Source organism: Streptomyces sp. ITFR-21 (genome assembly GCF_031844685.1).
Lineage (GTDB): Bacteria > Actinomycetota > Actinomycetes > Streptomycetales > Streptomycetaceae > Actinacidiphila.
Map to the genome: position 1 here is coordinate 6,812,514 of NZ_CP134605.1, position 16,323 is coordinate 6,828,836.

Annotated in this window: 16 protein-coding genes and 1 pseudogene; 6 read left to right on the top strand and 11 right to left on the bottom strand. The window is 75.6% G+C overall.

Annotated features, from left to right (window positions below):
* Positions 1-114: 114 nt before the first annotated feature.
* Positions 115-678 carry a COG4315 family predicted lipoprotein gene (locus RLT57_RS30440; RefSeq protein WP_311300473.1) on the top strand — a complete coding sequence of 188 codons (564 nt, stop codon included), beginning with the start codon at positions 115-117 and terminating at the stop codon, positions 676-678.
* 17 nt (positions 679-695) lie between these two features.
* On the opposite strand, the gene RLT57_RS30445 is transcribed toward RLT57_RS30440, so the two are convergent.
* Genes RLT57_RS30445 through RLT57_RS30455 form a run of 3 tightly spaced genes read right to left on the bottom strand, consistent with a single transcriptional unit; the run spans position 696 to position 3,305 of the window.
* Positions 696-1,712 carry an NAD(P)/FAD-dependent oxidoreductase gene (locus tag RLT57_RS30445; protein ID WP_311300474.1) on the bottom strand — a complete coding sequence of 339 codons (1,017 nt, stop codon included), beginning with the start codon at positions 1,710-1,712 and terminating at the stop codon, positions 696-698.
* Positions 1,709-2,233, bottom strand: a complete 525-nt coding sequence (locus RLT57_RS30450) for an isoprenylcysteine carboxyl methyltransferase family protein (RefSeq protein WP_311300475.1) — start codon at positions 2,231-2,233, stop codon at positions 1,709-1,711. Before RLT57_RS30450 ends, RLT57_RS30445 begins: the two co-directional genes overlap by 4 nt.
* Positions 2,234-2,240: 7 nt before the next feature.
* Positions 2,241-3,305: a type III polyketide synthase gene (locus RLT57_RS30455; RefSeq protein ID WP_311300476.1), complete on the bottom strand. Its 1,065-nt coding sequence runs from the start codon at positions 3,303-3,305 to the stop codon at positions 2,241-2,243.
* Positions 3,306-3,537: 232 nt separating this feature from the next.
* Between RLT57_RS30455 and RLT57_RS30460 the strand changes: the two are divergent.
* Positions 3,538-4,146: pseudogene (locus tag RLT57_RS30460) on the top strand (UbiA family prenyltransferase); the annotation flags it as partial.
* A gap of 224 nt (positions 4,147-4,370) precedes the next feature.
* Here RLT57_RS30460 and RLT57_RS30465 read toward each other — a convergent pair.
* From RLT57_RS30465 to RLT57_RS30475, 3 genes are all read right to left on the bottom strand, one after another.
* On the bottom strand, positions 4,371-5,249 hold the full coding sequence (locus tag RLT57_RS30465; RefSeq protein WP_311300477.1) for an LLM class F420-dependent oxidoreductase: 879 nt from the start codon (positions 5,247-5,249) through the stop codon (positions 4,371-4,373).
* Positions 5,250-5,393: 144 nt separating this feature from the next.
* The gene (locus RLT57_RS30470) at positions 5,394-6,008 is read right to left on the bottom strand and encodes a hypothetical protein (protein WP_311300478.1); all 615 of its coding nucleotides are present in this window, start codon (positions 6,006-6,008) and stop codon (positions 5,394-5,396) included.
* A gap of 145 nt (positions 6,009-6,153) precedes the next feature.
* Complete coding sequence (locus RLT57_RS30475) at positions 6,154-7,002, bottom strand: universal stress protein (RefSeq protein ID WP_311300479.1); 849 nt, start codon at positions 7,000-7,002, stop codon at positions 6,154-6,156.
* 238 nt (positions 7,003-7,240) lie between these two features.
* Here RLT57_RS30475 and RLT57_RS30480 point away from each other — a divergent pair, with 238 nt between their 5' ends.
* Both RLT57_RS30480 and RLT57_RS30485 read left to right on the top strand, forming a co-directional pair.
* Positions 7,241-7,825, top strand: coding sequence for an FAD-dependent oxidoreductase (locus RLT57_RS30480; RefSeq protein ID WP_311300480.1), 585 nt, complete (start codon positions 7,241-7,243; stop codon positions 7,823-7,825).
* 209 nt (positions 7,826-8,034) lie between these two features.
* On the top strand, positions 8,035-8,505 hold the full coding sequence (locus RLT57_RS30485; protein ID WP_311300481.1) for a cyclic nucleotide-binding domain-containing protein: 471 nt from the start codon (positions 8,035-8,037) through the stop codon (positions 8,503-8,505).
* Between the two features lie 21 nt (positions 8,506-8,526).
* On the opposite strand, the gene RLT57_RS30490 is transcribed toward RLT57_RS30485, so the two are convergent.
* Both RLT57_RS30490 and RLT57_RS30495 read right to left on the bottom strand, forming a co-directional pair.
* The gene (locus RLT57_RS30490; RefSeq protein WP_311300482.1) at positions 8,527-9,510 is read right to left on the bottom strand and encodes an isopenicillin N synthase family dioxygenase; all 984 of its coding nucleotides are present in this window, start codon (positions 9,508-9,510) and stop codon (positions 8,527-8,529) included.
* Between the two features lie 37 nt (positions 9,511-9,547).
* Positions 9,548-10,006: a nucleoside deaminase gene (locus RLT57_RS30495; protein WP_311300483.1), complete on the bottom strand. Its 459-nt coding sequence runs from the start codon at positions 10,004-10,006 to the stop codon at positions 9,548-9,550.
* Between the two features lie 227 nt (positions 10,007-10,233).
* On the opposite strand from RLT57_RS30495, the gene RLT57_RS30500 reads away from it, so the two are divergent.
* Entirely contained in the window at positions 10,234-11,460 is a 1,227-nt protein-coding gene (locus tag RLT57_RS30500; RefSeq protein WP_311300484.1) for a PucR family transcriptional regulator, read from the top strand.
* Here RLT57_RS30500 and RLT57_RS30505 read toward each other — a convergent pair whose 3' ends face one another.
* A complete protein-coding gene (locus RLT57_RS30505) occupies positions 11,461-12,945 on the bottom strand; it encodes a purine-cytosine permease family protein (RefSeq protein WP_311300485.1) in 1,485 nt (494 codons plus the stop codon).
* A gap of 349 nt (positions 12,946-13,294) precedes the next feature.
* Between RLT57_RS30505 and RLT57_RS30510 the strand changes: the two genes are divergently transcribed.
* Positions 13,295-14,029: an SDR family oxidoreductase gene (locus tag RLT57_RS30510; protein ID WP_311300486.1), complete on the top strand. Its 735-nt coding sequence runs from the start codon at positions 13,295-13,297 to the stop codon at positions 14,027-14,029.
* A gap of 320 nt (positions 14,030-14,349) precedes the next feature.
* Here the strand turns inward: RLT57_RS30510 and RLT57_RS30515 are convergent, their stop codons facing one another.
* Both RLT57_RS30515 and RLT57_RS30520 read right to left on the bottom strand, forming a co-directional pair.
* Positions 14,350-15,030 (bottom strand): TetR/AcrR family transcriptional regulator, encoded by a 681-nt coding sequence (locus tag RLT57_RS30515; protein ID WP_311300487.1) that lies wholly within the window; start codon positions 15,028-15,030, stop codon positions 14,350-14,352.
* A gap of 262 nt (positions 15,031-15,292) precedes the next feature.
* On the bottom strand, positions 15,293-16,279 hold the full coding sequence (locus tag RLT57_RS30520; RefSeq protein ID WP_311300488.1) for an MDR family oxidoreductase: 987 nt from the start codon (positions 16,277-16,279) through the stop codon (positions 15,293-15,295).
* Positions 16,280-16,323 lie beyond the last annotated feature (44 nt).

A 16,323-nucleotide genomic window follows, 5' to 3' on the forward strand; every position in this document is an offset into this window, starting at 1 on the left:
TCCTCTTCGTCCGAATGGCTGGCGCCGGGGCGGCCGCGGGCGTGGGGAAAAGCGGTTGCGGGGGCGCGCGTCGGAGGCTGGGGCTCCTGTACGCGCGACACCCCTGGAGCCTTGATGAAGCGCACTGCCACGGCGGTCGGCTGGTCCGCCGCCGCCCTGCTGCTCGCCAGCGCCATGAGCGGCTGTTCCTCCACCGGCAAGGACTCCTCGTCCGCCGCCACCCCCGCCGCGTCCGCCAACGAGGTGGCGGACACCGCAGCCGGTTACGTCGGAGGCACCTCGTCGGCCTCCGGCTCGTCGAACACCCGGCAGGCCACGGTGTCCACGAAGTCCGTCGGCAAGCTCGGCACCATCCTGGTCGACGGCAAGGGCCGCACCCTGTACCTGTTCAAGGGCGACACCCAGAAGAACACGTCCACCTGCGACGGGCCCTGCGCGGTGGCCTGGCCGCCGCTGTTCACCTCGGGGAAGGCCAAGGTCGAGCAGCAGGCCAAGGAGGTCCTGCTGGGCACCGCCAAGCGGTCCGGCGGCACCGAGGTCACCTACGACGGCCACCCCCTCTACTACTTCGCCGGCGACTCCAAGTCCGGCCAGGCCAACGGCCAGGGGCTCAACCAGTTCGGCGCCCTGTGGTACGTCCTGGACCCGGCGGGCAAGCAGGTGACCAAGAGCAACTGACGCCGGTCCGCGCGGGGTCAGGCCAGCCGGTTCACGGCGGTCGTGAAGACGCCGGGGAAGCGGGCGGCCGTGGGCACGATCCGGCAGGCCAGCCGCGGGTGCGCGCGCAGCCACAGCAGTGAGCAGGTCAGCGCGCGGTACTGCCGCGACACCTGGCGCCAGGCCCGGTCGTAGTCCTGCGGCCGGTCCGCCCGTACACAGCGCACCAGCTGCGCGGCGGCCCCCAGCGCCATCGCGATGCCCTCACCGGTCAGCGCGTCGACGTAGCCTGCCGCGTCCCCCACCAACAGGGTCCGTCCCGCCACCCGGGTACGGACCCGCTGGCGCAGCGGCCCCGCGCCCCTGGTGGCGCTCGCCGCGGTGGGTGGCAGGCGGGCGGCCAGCTCCGGGAAGCGCGACAGGTGTTCCTCGAAGGGAGCGCGGTCGCAGGTCAGCACCGCCACGCCGACCAGGTCCGGGCCGACCGGCGTCACGTACGCCTCGGCCCGGTCCGACCAGTGCACCTCGACGCAGTCCGTCCACGGTGGCAGCGTGAAATGCCGCCGCAACCCGTATCTGGCCGCTCGCGGGCCGGGCCCGGCGGCCAGGTCCAGACCGCGCCTGATCGGCGAGTGCAGCCCGTCGGCGGCTGCGAGGTAGCGGGCGGCGATCCCGGCCGCCAGCACCCCGTCCCGGTTCTGCCGGACCGTCTCCACCCGCAACGGCAGTACGGTCACGCCGAGTTCGGCGGCCCGGCGGGACAGCGCCGCGTGCAGTTCGGTGCGCCGGACGCCGCGGCCGGGACCGGTGCGGAAGTGTGCCTCGGCCTGGTGGCGGGCGCCGACGTAGCGGATCCCGCGCAGGGGGTGCCCCTCCACCGCGACGCCGAGCTCGGCCAGCGCCCGCACCGCCGTCGGCATCAGCCCCTCGCCGCACGCCTTGTCGACCGGCCCCGGCCGCGGTTCGGCGACCACAACCTCAAGGCCGGCCCGCGCAGCGTGGATCGCGGTGGCGAGTCCGGCCGGCCCGCCGCCGGCCACCAGCAGGTCGATCACCGGGCGGCGACGGCGGTGGCCGTGGTCAGCGCGGAGTTCTCGCAGCGCAGCCGGACCGCCAGCAGGGGGAGGTCGGCGAGGGTGAAGCAGAGCGCGGTGATCCACGCGCCGTGCACCAGCGGCAGCGCGAGGCCCTCCACGACGACCGCCAGATAGTTGGGATGGCTCATCAGCCGGTAGGGTCCGCCAGTCACCAGCGGCAGCCCGGGGACGACGATGACCCGGGTGTTCCAGCGCGGTCCGAGCGTACGGATGCACCACCAGCGCAGCGCCTGCGCGGCGAGCGCCAGGGCGAACATGGGCCAGCCGAGAGCGGGCTGGAACGGCCGGCCGGCGGTGTGCGCCTCGACCAGACAGCCGGCCAGCAGACCGGTGTGCAGCGCGACCATCACCGGATAGTGGCCGCGGCCGTACTCGGCGGCGCCGTGGCGGCGGCTCCAGGCGGCGTTGCGGCGGGCGGTGACCAGTTCGGCGAGCCGTTCACCGGCCACCAGCAGGACGAGCAGCGTGTACGGGGTCATCGGCGGCCTACCAGCGCAGCAGTACGAGTTCGGAGCAGAATCCCGGTCCCATCGCCAGCAGCAGCCCCGCGGAACCGGGCAGCGGGGGCCGCAGCGCCAGGGTGTCGCGCAGGACGTGCAGGACGGAGGCGGACGACAGGTTGCCGACCTCGGCGAGCGAACGCCAGGCCAGCTCCAGCGCGCGGGCCGGCAGGTCCAGGGTCTCCCGTACCGCCTCCAGGATCCTGGGGCCGCCGGGATGGCAGACCCAGGCCGTCACGTCCTGCGGCTTCAGGTCGTGGTCGGCCAGGAACGCGCGGACGTCGGAGCCGAGATGGGAGCGGACCAGGTCCGGCAGGTCGCCGCCCAGCACGATCTGGAAGCCCCGGTCGCCGATGTCCCAGCCGAGCAGCCGCTCGGTGCCGGGATACAGCCGGCTGCGGGTCGCGACCACCCGGGGGCCCTCGTCCGGCCGGCCGCCGGGGCGGTCGCGTCCCACCGCGACGACGGCCGCGGCGCCGTCACCGAACAGCGCGCCGGCCACCAGGTTGGCCGCCGAGGCGTCGGCGCGCTGCAGGGTGAGCGAGCACAGCTCCACCGACAGCAGCACCGCCACGCCGTCGGGGCGAGCGTCCAGGTAGTCGTGCAGCCTGGCCAGTCCCGCGGCGCCCGCCACGCAGCCCAGCCCGAAGATCGGCACCCGCTTCACGTCCTCGCGCAGCCCCAGCCGCCCGGCCAGCCGGGCCTCGATCGAGGGGGCGGCGATGCCGGTCACCGAGGTGGAGATCACCAGATCCACGTCCCGCGCCCGCAGCCCCGCCTCGTCGAGCGCCCCGCGCACCGCCTGTTCGCCCAGTTCCAGGGCCACTTCGATGAAGCTGTCGTTGGCCTGGCCGAACCCGCTCAGCTCGGCGTAGCGTTCCAGAGGCAGGGCCAGCCGGCGGGTGCGGACGGTGGAGCCGTCGTGCACCCGGTCCAGGACCGCGCGCCCCGCGCCGCGCACCATCCCCATGGCCGCGAGCGCGTCGGTGATCTCGTGTTGCTCGTAGCGGTGCGGTGGGAGCACCCCGTGGACGGCGGCGATTCGCGTCATTTCCGCAGTATAGGAACGAATCCCGCGAAACCTCTCAACTCGGCGTGCGGCAAACAGGGTGTCCCGGCCGGTCGCGCCGCCCCGGCGGACCTAGCATCGAGCCGTGTCCAGCCCAGGAGCCCGTGCCACCGACGGCCGCCCCGTCGACGCCGTCACCACGGTGCCGCCCCGTCGGCCCGGCGCGGCCTGGCGCGGGCTGCTCCGGGCCTGCCACCCCGAACCCACTGTGGCGGTGACGGCCCTGATCACCGCGCTCGCGGCGGCCTCGGGGCGCGATCCGCTGGGCTGCCTGCTCGTCGCGGCGGCCGTGTGCACCGGCCAGCTGTCCGTCGGCTGGTGCAACGACCGGGTCGACCTGCGGCGGGACACCGCCGCCGGCCGCTCCGGCAAACCCCTGGTGGCGGGCGCGCTCAGGCCGGGAGCGGTGACGGCCGCGGCCGGCTGCGCGCTCGCCCTGTGCGTACCGCTGTCGTACGCGAGCGGACCCGCCGCCGGGACCGCGCATCTGACCGCCGTCGCCGCCGCGTGGGGCTACGACCTCGGGGTGAAGCGGACCGCCGCCTCCTGGCTGCCGTACGCGGTGGGCTTCGGCCTGCTGCCCGCCTTCGTCACGCTCGGACTGCCCGGCCGTCCTTGGCCGCCGGCCTGGTCCGTCGCCGCGGGCGCGCTGCTGGGTGTGGGCGCGCACTTCACCAACGTGCTGCCGGACATCGACGCCGACCTCGCCTCAGGGGTACGCGGCCTGCCGCAGCGCCTGGGGCGGCGGTGGACCCGGCTGCTCGCGCCGGTGCCCCTGCTGGCAGCCGGCGTGCTGCTGGTGTTCGGACCTCCCGGTCCGGCCGGGCGCGCCGGATGCGCGGCCCTCGCCGTCACCGGCGCGCTGGCCGTGGCCACCGTCCTGCCCGCCCGGGCCGGCGCGGACAGCCGGGTGCCGTTCCTGGCCACGCTCACCATGGCGGTGACCGCGGTGGGGCTGCTCCTGCTGCACGGCGGCTCGCTGGCCACGCCGGACACCGGCCGGGCGGAGCACCGGGCCCAGCCGGCGTCGGCCGTGCACCGGCGGGCTCAGCCGGCCGCGATCGGACCGATCGTCGCGAGGGCCTCCTCCAGCGCGGCGACGTGCTCGGCGGCCGTCCGCAGCCCCAGGCCCATCGTGTCCACCGTCAGATGGGTCGCGCCCAACCGGGCCCACCCCTCGGCGAACGCGAGCCGCTCGGACGGCGCCACCCGGGACAGGCTCAGCCGCGCCTCGACGCCGATGTGAGAGCGCTGCCGCCCGGCCTGCGCGAGGTAGCGGTCCAGGCGCTCCAGCGTCCGGCGGGTGTCGTCGTCCGGCGGCGACTGCGGGAACCAGCCGTCGCCCAGCCGCGCGATCCGGCGCAGCGTCGCCTCGGCCTGCCCGCCGAACCACACGGGAATGCTCCCGCGGACGGGACGCGGCTTGATCCCGGCGTTGTCCACGTGGTGCCACCGGCCCTCGAACGTGACCTGCGGCCGCGACCACAGCGCGCGCAGCAGTTCGACCTGTTCCTCGCTGCGGCGGCCGCGGTCGGTGAAGGACTCGCCCAGCGCCCCGTACTCCACCGCGTTCCAGCCCACCCCCACCCCGAGCCGCAGCCTGCCGCGGCTCAGCACGTCGACCTGGGCCGCCTGCTTGGCCACCAGCGCGGTCTGCCGCTGCGGCAGCACCAGCACACCGGTCACCAGCTCGGTGACCGTCGTGAAGGCGGCCAGATACCCCAGGAGCACGAAGACCTCGTGGAACGGGGTGTCGACGGTGTAGCCGGTCCAGTCCGGGCGGGTGTCCGTGCCCGCGCCCAGCACATGGTCGTAGGCCACGATGTGCCGGTACCCGGCCCGCTCCACCGCCCGAGCCCACAGGCTGATGTCGTCCGGATTGTCGCCGATCTCGGTCTGCGGGAAGACCGCGCCGATGCGAACCATGGGGGGTGGCCTTCCGCTCAGGAGTCTGCCGTCGTGATCACACGGGCAGCCTCGCCGACATCCGGCGCCGAGTCGAGAACCCCACGCGGAACAGGGCGCCGCCGGTCGGCGGCGCCCCGGGGCGCGGGCGGATGCGCGGCGCGGCTACTGGAGCCAGCGGTGGTCGCGGACGAGGGGGAGGCGGGCCCAGGTGCGGCCGAGGCCCCAGGTGTTGCCCGCGTAGAGGACGGCGAGCAGGATCATGGCCAGGGCGTAGACGACGTGGTAGTCGACCAGGGGGTTGGAGGAGCCGGTGGGGTCGCCGGTGGTGAGGTGCTGGGCGGGGGGCCATTCGGCGGCCCACATCATGGCCATGAGGGCGGTGCCGGCGACGGCGGTGGCGCGGAGTGCGACGCCGGTGGTGAGGGCGAGGCCGATGCCGAGGAGGGCGAGCATGAAGAGGGTGTCGGTCCAGCCCTGGCCGGCGATGGTGTGGAAGAAGGACTGGAGGGGTCCTGCCTGGACGTTGCTGAGGAAGCCCTTGGTGGGTGAGCCGCCGTCGGTCCAGCCCTTGCCGGAGGCGGTGGCGTAGTGCCAGCCGAAGAGCTTGTCGAGGAACGCCCACAGGAACACCAGACCGGTGGCGACCCGGACCACGGCGGCGACCCTGCCGACCACCGGACCACCGAGAACAGCCCGACCCGGCACGGCCGGAGCCCCCTCCACGGCGGCGGCGCTGCGCGTGCTGTCGGTGCGGCGGGATTCCTGGTGGACGGCCATGTCGGGCTCCTCGGACGGTTGGTGGCGCACTCGGTTCGCTGTGACCTCACTGTCCCGCGCGGCGGCCCGCTAGTGCTGGGGGCCGAGGTCCCTGCGCGGGGGGCCGAACGGCCCCCGTTCCGGGCCCGGTCGGGGCCCCGCCCGCTCACCCGCCGCGCGCCCCGCCCACCGGGACCACCGCCACCGGGCAGTGCGAGCGGCGCAGCAGCGCCCGTACCAGCGGCCCCGGCCGGGCACCGCGCCCGGTGCCGCCGGGACGGACCGCGACCACCATCAGATCCGCCTCCCCGGTCGCCTCGATCAGCTCCCGGCACGGCGCGGACCGTACCGGCCGGCTCTCCGCCGGCCTGCGCGGGCCCGCCTCCCGGAGCGGCGCCGCGGCCCGGCCCGGGAGCGCGGACCGCGCCGCGCCCTGACAGGCGACCCGGCCGGGCAGCCGACCGGCCGGCAGGACGAGGGCGGTCACCGGCGGGTACGTCCACGCGTGCAGCACGTCCAACCGGGTGTCGCGCAGCCGCGCCTCCTCGAAGGCGAACAGCGCCGCGTCCGCGTCGCCGTCGCTCTCCAGACCGAGCAGCACCCCGCCCGGCGCGGTCCGCCCGGCCGTGTGGCGTACGTCCGCGCCCGGCACGACGAGCACCGGTCCACGGGCGCGCGCTGCCACCCGGCGGCCCACCGAGGGCGCCAGCAGCCCGGCGAGGCCGGCCGGCCTGCGACTGCCGACGACGGTCAGTACCGCGTCCCCGCCGCGTACGAGCAGCGCCTCGGCCGGATCGCCCACGACCGCCGACAGCGTCACGCGGAGGCAGGGGTGCCGCCCGCGGACCCGCGCGGCGGCGGCCCGCAGGACGGGGCCCGCGGTGTCCGGGTCGGCCGGACAGTGGACCACCTCCAGGCCGGTACGGCGCCGCTCCGCCTCCAACGCGGCGGCGTCCAGGGCCCCGAAGGCGGTGAGGGACCCGTCCACGCCCACGATCACACGCTGCCGGTCCATGGCCGCTCCTCCGTCCGCCGGGTGTCGTCCCCCACCTGATGCTCCGGCCGCGGTCCGGCGGCGGGCAGGGGCCGGGCGAGGCCCGCTTCCGGGGCGGGTCCGCCCTCGGAGCGGGGCCGTTCGGCACTCGGCAGCGGTCCCGGGACGCGGCAGCGTGAGGGGCGCGCCGCAGGTACGACGCCCGGCGGAACCCCCGCGCGCCGCCACCGCGGCCCGCGACGGAAGGAAGGCCACACCCATGGACCCCGAAGTCCCCGTGATCCCCCCGGGCAAGGACATCGTCATCATCGGCGGCGGCGGCGCCGGCACGCTGGCGGCCAACCGGCTGCGCGCCCGCTGCGCCGGGCCCGGGATCCGGATCACGGTCGTCGACCGCACCGGCCACCGCGACCCGGAGACCGAACTCCTCGTAGCTCTCGGCTTGTTCGGGCCCGGTACGCCGCAACCCCCCGAACACCTCCGGCTGCGGGCCGGCATCGGCTTCCGGCGCGCGGAGGCCGCCTCGGTGGACACCGCCCGCGCGCGGGTGCGACTGGCCGGCGGCGCCACCGCCGGCTACGACGTCCTGGTGCTGGCCACCGGGGAGCACCCCCTCCCGCACGGCCTGGGCGGCGCGCGCGGCTTCGTCCCGGCCGACCCGCGCGCAGCGCGTCCGGACGCCGGGCCGGAGGTCTTCGCCGTCGGCGCCGCCGCCGGCGCCCGGCCGCCGGACGGACCCGCGGTCCACGCCCAGGTGGAGGCGCTCGCGGACGGCGTCAGGCGCCGGCTGGCCGGGGACCCCGCGTACCGATCCGGCGGCGGCGTGTTCGCGGCGCCGCGCTGACCGCCGGGTCCGCTACGGGCGGCCGGGACCGCGGCGCGCCCGTCCGAAGGACCCGTCGGCGCATGCCGTCCGGCCCCCGGGCCAGAGCCGTTCGGCCCCAGCCCACCCGCGCCCGCCGGGCCCACGATGAAGCCGTGACCGGCGGCGGCGCACGCGAGCGCGCCGCCCGGTACGGCCCCGAAGACGACCTTGAGACGACGGAGACGACCATGACGAGCAGGCTGATGACCATGACGGCCCGGCTGGACACGCTGTCCGACGAGCACCGCGAGCGCCTCATGGCGCTGGCCCACGAGGTCCGCTACGCCGCCGGGGCCCGGCTGTTCGAGGAACGGGAGCGGGCGGACCGGTTCTGGCTGATCCGCGAGGGCGACGTGGCGCTGGAGCTGCGGGTGCCCGGACGCCCGGCGGCGGTGATCGAGAACCTGGGACAGGGATCGCTGCTCGGCTGGTCGTGGCTGTTCCCGCCCCGCCGCTGGCACATGTCCGCCAAGGCGCTGACCGGTGTGCGGGCCTGGGAGTTCGACGCGGCCGAGGTGCGCCGGCTGTGCGAGGAGGACCCGCGGTTCGGCTACGTCTTCGTGCTCGCCTGCGCCGAGGTCATCGGACACCGTCTGGAGGACGCCCGCACCCGCCTGCTCGACCTGTACGGCCCCTACGGCAGCGGCCTGCCCCGCTGAACGGCACCGGCCGCCCGGCGCTCAGCCGACCGTGATCGCGTCCAGCTTCTCCTTCAGGTAGACCGAGGAGTCCACCGGCTCGTACGGGACCCGGCCGAGCGGGGCGGGCAGCGGCGTCACCGTGGTGTGCGGGTCGCACTCGTAGAAGTAGACCAGCGACATCAGGTCCTCGGCCGGTGCCTCGGGAGAGGGCGGCAGCACCCGGTGCCGGCCCGAGCGCCAGCGGTCCCCGGTCCACCGGGCCATCAGGTCCCCGATGTTGACGGTCAGCGCGTCCGCGTCGTAGGGGGCGTCCTCCCAGCCGGCACCGCCGTCGGCCGGGTCCACGTACACCTGCAGGCCCCCCTTCCCCTGCTGGCGGTCGAGCAGCGTCACCGTGCCGAAGTCGGTGTGCGGGCCGATACGGTACTGGCCGGGCTGCGGCTCGCCGACGACCGCGGTGCCCGGATACCAGTTGATGTTGAGGGTGTACGTGGGATGCGCGGTGTGCCGGGTGAAGAAGTCCCCGGGCTGCCCGAGGGCCGCCGCCAGCAGCCGCAGCACCTCGTCGGCGACCGCGCGCATTGCCGCCAGATGGCCCTCCACCGCCTCGCGCAGCTCCGGCACCTCCCGCTGCGGCCACACATTGGGCTGGAACCAGAAGGCGTCCGTCGCCGGGTCGCCGCTCGGCCGGTCCGCGCCGACCGTCCAGGACTCCTTGAGGTCCGGGGGAGTCGCGGTGCCCTCCGAGTAGCCGTTGGCCTCCGCGCCGCGGCCGAGCCAGCCGCGCCCGCCGACGCTGACCGCGTACCGCTGCTTGGCCTCCTGCGGCAGCGCGAAGAACCGGCGGGCGGCGCCGCGCACCGCCGCGCGCGCCTCCCGGCTGACACCGTGCCCGGTGAGCAGCAGGAAACCGGCCCGTGTCAGCGCGGTGTCCACCGCCGCGGCGGTCGCCGCCCGCGCGTCGGCGTCCCCGGACAGCCACGGGGCGAGGTCGATCACCGGGATACGGGTCCGGTCCTGCATGGGCGTTCCTCTCGTTCCGGCACGGCCGGGCCGGCCGCTACTCGCCGATGTCCTCGAACCACAGCTCGGGCCGGGCGGCGATGAAGTCCGTCATGAGCGCCACGCACTCGGGGTCGTCCAGCAGCGTCACCCGGACCCCGTTCCCGGCCAGCCAGTCGTGGCCGCCGTGGAAGGTCCGCGCCTCGCCGATCACCACATGGCCGATGCCGAACTGCCGGACCAGCCCCGAGCAGTACCAGCACGGCGACAGGGTCGTCACCATCGTGGTCCGCCCGTAGCCGCGCAGCCGTCCGGCGGCGCGGAACGCCGAGGTCTCCCCGTGCGCCGACGGATCGCCGTCCTGCACCCGGCGGTTGTGCCCCCGGCCGAGCACCTGCCCGTCCGGCCCGAACAGGGCCGCGCCGATCGGGATCCCGCCCTCGGCGAGCCCGGCCCTGGCCTCCTCGATCGCCACGCCCAGCATGATCGCCGGGTCCGCGGTCGCCGCGTCACTCATGCCACCCACTGTCCGGGCGGCGGCGCCCGGCCGCAACGTGCGGAAGGTACGCACCTGGCCGCACCCCTGTGGACGCCCTGTCGGCGCGGGCCGCGCCCGCGGGGCGCCCGACCGGGGGTGAAACACCCGCGCAATGTGCGGAAAGTACGCTCCGCAGCGCCGCCCGGAGCGCACCGCCCCGGTCCCGGCGACCGGAGTGGGCCGGGAGGTGCGAGATGGTCCTCGCCTTGAGCGAGATCCTCACGTTCGACGTGCTGGGGCGGGCCGGCGCCGAGGTGCTGGCCGGGCAGGACTCGCTCGGCCGGCCGGTCCGGTGGGTGCACTCCAGCGAGATCTACGAGATCGGCCCGCTGCTGTCCGGCGGTGAGCTGCTGCTGACCACCGGCCTCGGCCTGGCGGGCGCCGACGCCGGGGCGTGCCGCCACTACGTCCGCGAGCTCGACGAGCGCGGCGTGACCGGTGTCGCCGTCGAACTCGGCCGGTCGCTGCCCGACATGCCGTACGCGATCCTCGACGAGAGCCGCCGCAGGGGCCTGCCGCTGGTGGCGCTGCGCCGGGTGGTGCCGTTCATCCGAATCACCGAGGCGGTCAACACCGCGATCGTCACCCGGACACTCGGCGAACTGCCCTACCGGCCCGACGGGGCCGCCGCCGTGCTGGCCGACATGGAGGCAGGCACCGCGCTCAGCCAGCAGGAGGTGACCGCCCGGCTGCGGACCCTCGGCTTCCGCCCGGAGCGCTCGCACCGGCTGATCGGCGTCGCCGGCCACGCCGCCGAGCCGGCCGCCGCCGCGGCGGCCCTGGACCGGGCCGCCGACCGGCTCGGCGGCTCCCTGCTGCGGGCTGCGGCACCGGGGGCGGTCACCGCGCTGCTCGCGGTGCCGGGGCCGCCGGCCGGCGACCCGGTGAGCACCGCGCGGACCGCCGTCGGCGAGGCGTCCGCGGGCGGCGGCGAGGGGCTGACCTTCGCGCTCGGCCCCGCCGTCCGCCCGGACGGCGGCTGGCGGCGCTGGGGCGAGACGCTGCGCGAGGCCCGCGCCACCCTGCGGCTGGCGCTGACCGTGCCGCTGCCGGAGAGCGGTCCGGCCACCGCCCGCGGCGGCACGCTGGTGACGACCTCGCGGGCGCTCGCCCTGGAACGCCAGTTGGCGGGCGACGGCCTCACCGCCGCCGCCCGCGACCGGCTGGCCGCCCTGGTCGACCGGACCCTGGGACCGCTGCTGGGGTGGGAGGCCGCCCACCCCAGCGATCTGGTGCACACCCTGGAGGTGCACCTGCGCAACGGCTGCAGCCCGACCCGTACCGCCGCACTGCTGCACGTGGGCCGCCAGTCGCTCTACCAGCGGCTGGACCGCATCGAGTCGCTGCTCGGCCTGCCGGTCGCGGACCCCGAGGCCCACGGCGAGCTGCTGCTGGCGGCCTGCGCGCACCGCCTGCTGCGCGCCACGGAGTGATCAGACGGGCTTCGGCGCGGCCTGGAGCGCCGCACCGGCCGGACCGAGACCGGGCACCTTCCGCAGCGCCAGGTACAGCAACCCGGCGACGACGAAGCCTGCGGCGAAGGCGATGTCACCGATCTGCGGGACGTGCTTGGGGACCACACCGGTGAAGTCGGTCTGGTTGGAGAACAGCAGGACGCCCGCGGCGGTGCCGGCGGCCATTGCCAGCGGACCGGCCCAGTTGCGGTAGGTGGGGTCCGCCAGCAGCGCGCCGGTCTCGGCGTCGGGGCGGCCGCGGCGCAGCCACATGTCGAGAAAGACGACCGCCAGCCAGGGGCCGATCCAGTAGGTGATGACGAGCAGGAAGTTCTCGTACCGCTCACCGGAGTCGTGCAGGCCCGACCACGCGACGGCGGTCCCGGCGACGCCGAACACCAGGGCGACGGTGGCGCGCCGGACGGCCGCGGGCAGCTTGATGCCCATGGCCACGAACGACAGCGCGCCGGAGTAGATGTTGAGGGCGTTCGCCGCGATGCCGCCGATGGCGATGGCGAGCAGAGTCAGCTTGCCCAGCCACTCCGGCAGCGGGTCGATGAAGGCACCGGTGAGCGTAGCGCCCTTGGGGGCGACGAGGGTCGCCGACGCGGCGCCCACGATCTCCAGCAGCAGGCACGACACGAGCACCCCGAGCCCCGGCCACAGCGCGACCTTCCAGCGCGGCGTCGACTTCGCGAGATAGCGCGTGTAGTCCGAGCCGTACGGCGTCCAGCCGGCCGCGTAGCCGAACGCCGCGCCGGTGGTCAGCAGGAACGCGCCGCTGAAGGCGTGCGAGCCGTCCGCTGCGGACGGGTGCGACTTGGCCAGGATCACCACCGAGGTGACGAGGAAGATCACCGTCAGCACGGGGAAGGTGTACTTCTCCGCCGAGTGGATGAAGTTGTGCCCGAGGAAGGCCACCGCGATCTGCAGGACCACCACGATGAACAGGCACAGCAGCAGCCGCCAGTGCAGCAGCGTGTTGAGCGCGTACGCGGCGCTGACGCTGTTCACCGCGAACCAGCCGATGCCGGCGCTGAGCGCGTTGAGCCCGGCGGGCAGCGCGTTGCCGTAGAAGCCGAAGGCCGACCGGCCGGCGACCATCTGCGGCACGCCGAACCGGGGTCCGCGCAGGCCCAGGAAGGAGTGCGCGACCGCGCCGAGGGCGGTACCGAGGACGATCGCCAGCACGGCGGACCAGAAGCCGAGGCCGAAGATGCCGACCGCGAGCACGCCGATGAAGACGGTGGCGAACTCCATGTTGGGGCTGACCCAGGTCCACAGCAGCTGGATCGGCCGGCCGTGCCTGCCGTCGTCGGGGACTGGCTCCGCGCCGGTCGGCTCCACGGCCAGGACGTGGTCGCCGTAGGCCACGATCTCGTCGGGTGCGGCTTGGGCGAGGGCGACGGCGGGAGTTGGGGAACCGTCACCTCCGAGGGAAGCGGAGGAGGGGGTGGTCGTCATGGGGACACTATGGGCGGCCGGATGGGACCGGTAAACGTGCAGGGCGTCCTCAGTGCCGGGCCCGGCTGCGGACGTTCCGTACGCCGTGGCGCGTTTCGGCCGGTGCCTTTTTCTGTGCCGTTTCTGACTGGTTCCGGCTGCGTGACGGCGGGGGTGCGACGGGTCCGGCCGGGCCAGACCGGACCCGGACCGGTCGTCACCGGTCCCGGCCCGCCGGTCCGCGCCGCCGGTTCCGCACCGCCGCGCGCGGCGACGCGGCGGTGGTCCGCGGCTGTCGCGTAGCGGTGTCATCGCATAAGTGTTATCGTTGATTACGGAAAGCGGTCATCCATGTTGTGAAGGAGTCGCCATGCCCAGCACCAAGGTCGCCGTCGTCACCGGAGGCTCGCGGGGGATCGGCCGGGCGGCCGCCGAGCGGCTCGCCGCCCGCGGCTACGCCGTGGTCGTCGGCTACGCCGGCGGCCAGGACGCGGCCGAGTCCGTCGTGGCCGCCATCACCGGGAACGGCGGCCAGGCCGTCGCCGCCCGGGCGGATGTCGCCGACGAGACCGCCGTAGCCGCCGTGTTCGACCTGGCCGAGCAGCGCTTCGGCGGTGTCGACGCGGTCGTGCACGCGGCCGGCCGTATGGCGCTGGCGCCGGTCGCCGAGCTCGACCTCGCCGACCTCGACGGCATCCTGCGCACCAACGTGCGCGGCACCTTCGTCGTCGCCCAGCAGGCCGCCCGGCGGCTGCGCGACGGCGGCTCGGTGGTCACCTTCTCCACCTCCGTGGTCGGCCTGGCCTTCCCCGGCTACGCCGCCTACAGCGCCAGTAAGGGCGCGGTCGAGGCCGTGACGCTGATCCTGGCCCGTGAGCTGCGCGGCCGGAACATCAACGTCAACGCGGTCGCCCCCGGCCCCACCGCCACCGACCTCTTCCTGGACGGCAAGGACGACGCCACCATCGCTCACCTCGCCGCCCAGCCGCCGCTCGAACGCCTCGGCACCCCGGAGGACATCGCGGAAGTGGTGGCCTTTTTGGCCTCCGAGGCCGGGCACTGGGTCAACGGCCAGGTCCTACGCGCCAACGGCGGCATCATCTGACGGTCCGACAGGAGTTCGGCAGAGGTCCGGTGGGCGGGTCGCCGCCGGGATCGGCCGGTCCGGGCGGGGACGGTAGCGGGAACGCCCGCCGTGCGCGCTGCCGCGCATGGCACCGGCAAAACCGTCCTCGCCACCGGTGCCTCCGCGGACCCGGCGCCCGCGCGGCCCGCGCGCCGGAGGACGCCGGCCCCCGCCGCCTCCGAGCACGCCGGCCGCCCGGACGACCGTGCCGCCCGCGGACGGCTGAGAGCCCCTCGGGATCGCGGGTCGGGCGGCCATCGGTCAGGTGCCCCCGCCCGGCCCGCGTCCGGTCGCGCGGCTCAGGAGTCGGCCAGTGTGTCCAGCCATTGGCGGAGCAGTGCGGTCTCGGCGGCGGTCAGCGCGGCCGGCGGCGCGGCCCGCAGCTGGGACCCGAGCATCGCGGCCGTGGTCGCCACCGTCGCCGCCGCCACCGGATCGGGCGTCAGGGTGACCGCCCCGATCACCGCGTCCCTGACCCGGTCGGAGAACGCGGGATCGGGATAGAGCGCGGGCCGCGCTATCAGCGACAGCGCCACACCGGAGTTGGCCGACATGACCATCCGGGTGGCCGTCTCCGGCGCCACCCGCAGCCGGCCGGCCGCGGCGACCCGCTCCACCACCCCGCGCAGCAGCCGCTGCGCCTCCGCGGCGGCCTCCGGCGGCACCGACAGGCCCGGCGAGTACATCAGCCGGTAGTAGTTGGGGTTCTCCACCGCGAAGCGCACGTGGTGGTCCCACCCGTTGCGCAGATCCTGGACCGGGTCGGCGGAGGGCACCGCCGCGCGCTTGGGGGCGAGGTACTGCTCGAAGCCGTAGTCCACGACGGCGGAGAGCAGCCCCGCCTTGTCCCCGAACTGCCGGTACAGGATCGGCGCCCCCACCCCGGCCGCCTCGCACACGGCCCGCGTCGACACGTCGGCGTCCGTCGACCGCGACAGCAGGTCGGCCGCCGCCCGCAGAATCCGCGTTCTCGTGTCCATGAGAACGATGATAACGCGAGGCGTGCCTACCTCTCCCGCCCGGCGTCGACCGCGCGCCGACCGAGGCGGACCCCGCCCCGGCGGGGGGAGGCGACCGCTCTGGCGCGCCGGGCGCGGCGCGGACGCGGACCACGCCACCAAGTCCCGGGTCCGGTACGGCGCGGGTGAGCGCCGCCAGCGGCGCGCGGGGCGGCGGCTCGCGGCGTTCGGCTCGGGGCGCTGGACCGGCGCGGCCTCCCGGAGGACGCCGCGCACAGGCGTCTCAGCGCCGGGTGTCGATGACGACGCGCCCGTGGACGCGGCCGGCGAGGATCTCCTCGGCGAGGGCGTGAATACGGCTCATCGGCTCGACCCTGGTGAGCGAGCGGAGCTTGTCCGGTGGCAGCTCGGTGCTCAGCCGCCGCCACGCCTCGGCGCGTGGGCCGGCCGGGCAGCGCACGGAGTCGACCCCGAGCAGGGCGACGCCGCGCAGGATGAACGGCAGCACGGTGGTGGGCAGGTCGCTGCCGCCGGCCAGCCCGCAGGCCGCAACGGCGCCGCCGTAGCGGGTCCTGGACAAGGCCGACGCCAGCGTGGTGGAGCCGACGGTGTCGATCCCGGCCGACCACCGCTCCTTCTGCAGCGGCCTGCCGGCGCCCTCGGCGAGTTCGGCCCGGTCGACGAAGCCGGCGGCGCCGAGGTCCGCCAGATGCGCCCGGGTCTCCGGCCGGCCGGTCGCCGCGGTGACCTCGTGGCCCAGCTCCGCCAGCAGTGCCACGGCGAGGGATCCGACGCCGCCGGCCGCACCGGTGACCAGCACGCCGCCCGGCGCTCCCGGCACCAGCCCGTGCCGCTCCAGGGCCATCACGCACAGCATGGCGGTGAGCCCGGCGGTGCCGATGGCCATTGCCTGCTCTGCGGACAGGGTCTCGGGGCGGCGTACCACCCACTCCGGCCGGACCCGCTGGAGCCGGGTGTATCCGCCGGGGTGGGTCTCCGACAGGCCCCAGCCGGTGACCAGTACCTCGTCGCCCGGCCGCCACGCCGGATCCCGCGAGGCGACGACCCGGCCGGCCAGGTCCGCGCCGCAGACCATCGGGAAACTGCGGACGATCGGCGCGGTGTTCGTCACCGCCAGGCCGTCCTTGTAGTTCAGCGACGAGTGGGTGACCTCGATCGTCACCGGGTCGGGGGGAAGGTCGGCCTCGGTCAGCTCGCGCAGCTCGGCGGGACCCTCGCCGGTGGCCACCACAGCGGGAAACGACGTCATCTCTCGGTCCTCCGGACGACGGATGCGGACGGTGGGTAGGGGTA

Excerpts from the sequence above, each read along its gene's own strand:
- RLT57_RS30440 (WP_311300473.1), top strand. The coding sequence starts at position 115 with ATGAAGCGCACTGCCACGGCGGTCGGCTGGTCCGCCGCCGCCCTGCTG.
- RLT57_RS30450 (WP_311300475.1), bottom strand. The coding sequence starts at position 2,233 with ATGACCCCGTACACGCTGCTCGTCCTGCTGGTGGCCGGTGAACGGCTC.
- RLT57_RS30455 (WP_311300476.1), bottom strand. The coding sequence starts at position 3,305 with ATGACGCGAATCGCCGCCGTCCACGGGGTGCTCCCACCGCACCGCTAC.
- RLT57_RS30465 (WP_311300477.1), bottom strand. The coding sequence starts at position 5,249 with ATGGTTCGCATCGGCGCGGTCTTCCCGCAGACCGAGATCGGCGACAAT.
- RLT57_RS30470 (WP_311300478.1), bottom strand. The coding sequence starts at position 6,008 with ATGGCCGTCCACCAGGAATCCCGCCGCACCGACAGCACGCGCAGCGCC.
- RLT57_RS30475 (WP_311300479.1), bottom strand. The coding sequence starts at position 7,002 with ATGGACCGGCAGCGTGTGATCGTGGGCGTGGACGGGTCCCTCACCGCC.
- RLT57_RS30480 (WP_311300480.1), top strand. The coding sequence starts at position 7,241 with ATGGACCCCGAAGTCCCCGTGATCCCCCCGGGCAAGGACATCGTCATC.
- RLT57_RS30485 (WP_311300481.1), top strand. The coding sequence starts at position 8,035 with ATGACGAGCAGGCTGATGACCATGACGGCCCGGCTGGACACGCTGTCC.
- RLT57_RS30490 (WP_311300482.1), bottom strand. The coding sequence starts at position 9,510 with ATGCAGGACCGGACCCGTATCCCGGTGATCGACCTCGCCCCGTGGCTG.
- RLT57_RS30495 (WP_311300483.1), bottom strand. The coding sequence starts at position 10,006 with ATGAGTGACGCGGCGACCGCGGACCCGGCGATCATGCTGGGCGTGGCG.
- RLT57_RS30505 (WP_311300485.1), bottom strand. The coding sequence starts at position 12,945 with ATGACGACCACCCCCTCCTCCGCTTCCCTCGGAGGTGACGGTTCCCCA.
- RLT57_RS30510 (WP_311300486.1), top strand. The coding sequence starts at position 13,295 with ATGCCCAGCACCAAGGTCGCCGTCGTCACCGGAGGCTCGCGGGGGATC.
- RLT57_RS30515 (WP_311300487.1), bottom strand. The coding sequence starts at position 15,030 with ATGGACACGAGAACGCGGATTCTGCGGGCGGCGGCCGACCTGCTGTCG.
- RLT57_RS30520 (WP_311300488.1), bottom strand. The coding sequence starts at position 16,279 with ATGACGTCGTTTCCCGCTGTGGTGGCCACCGGCGAGGGTCCCGCCGAG.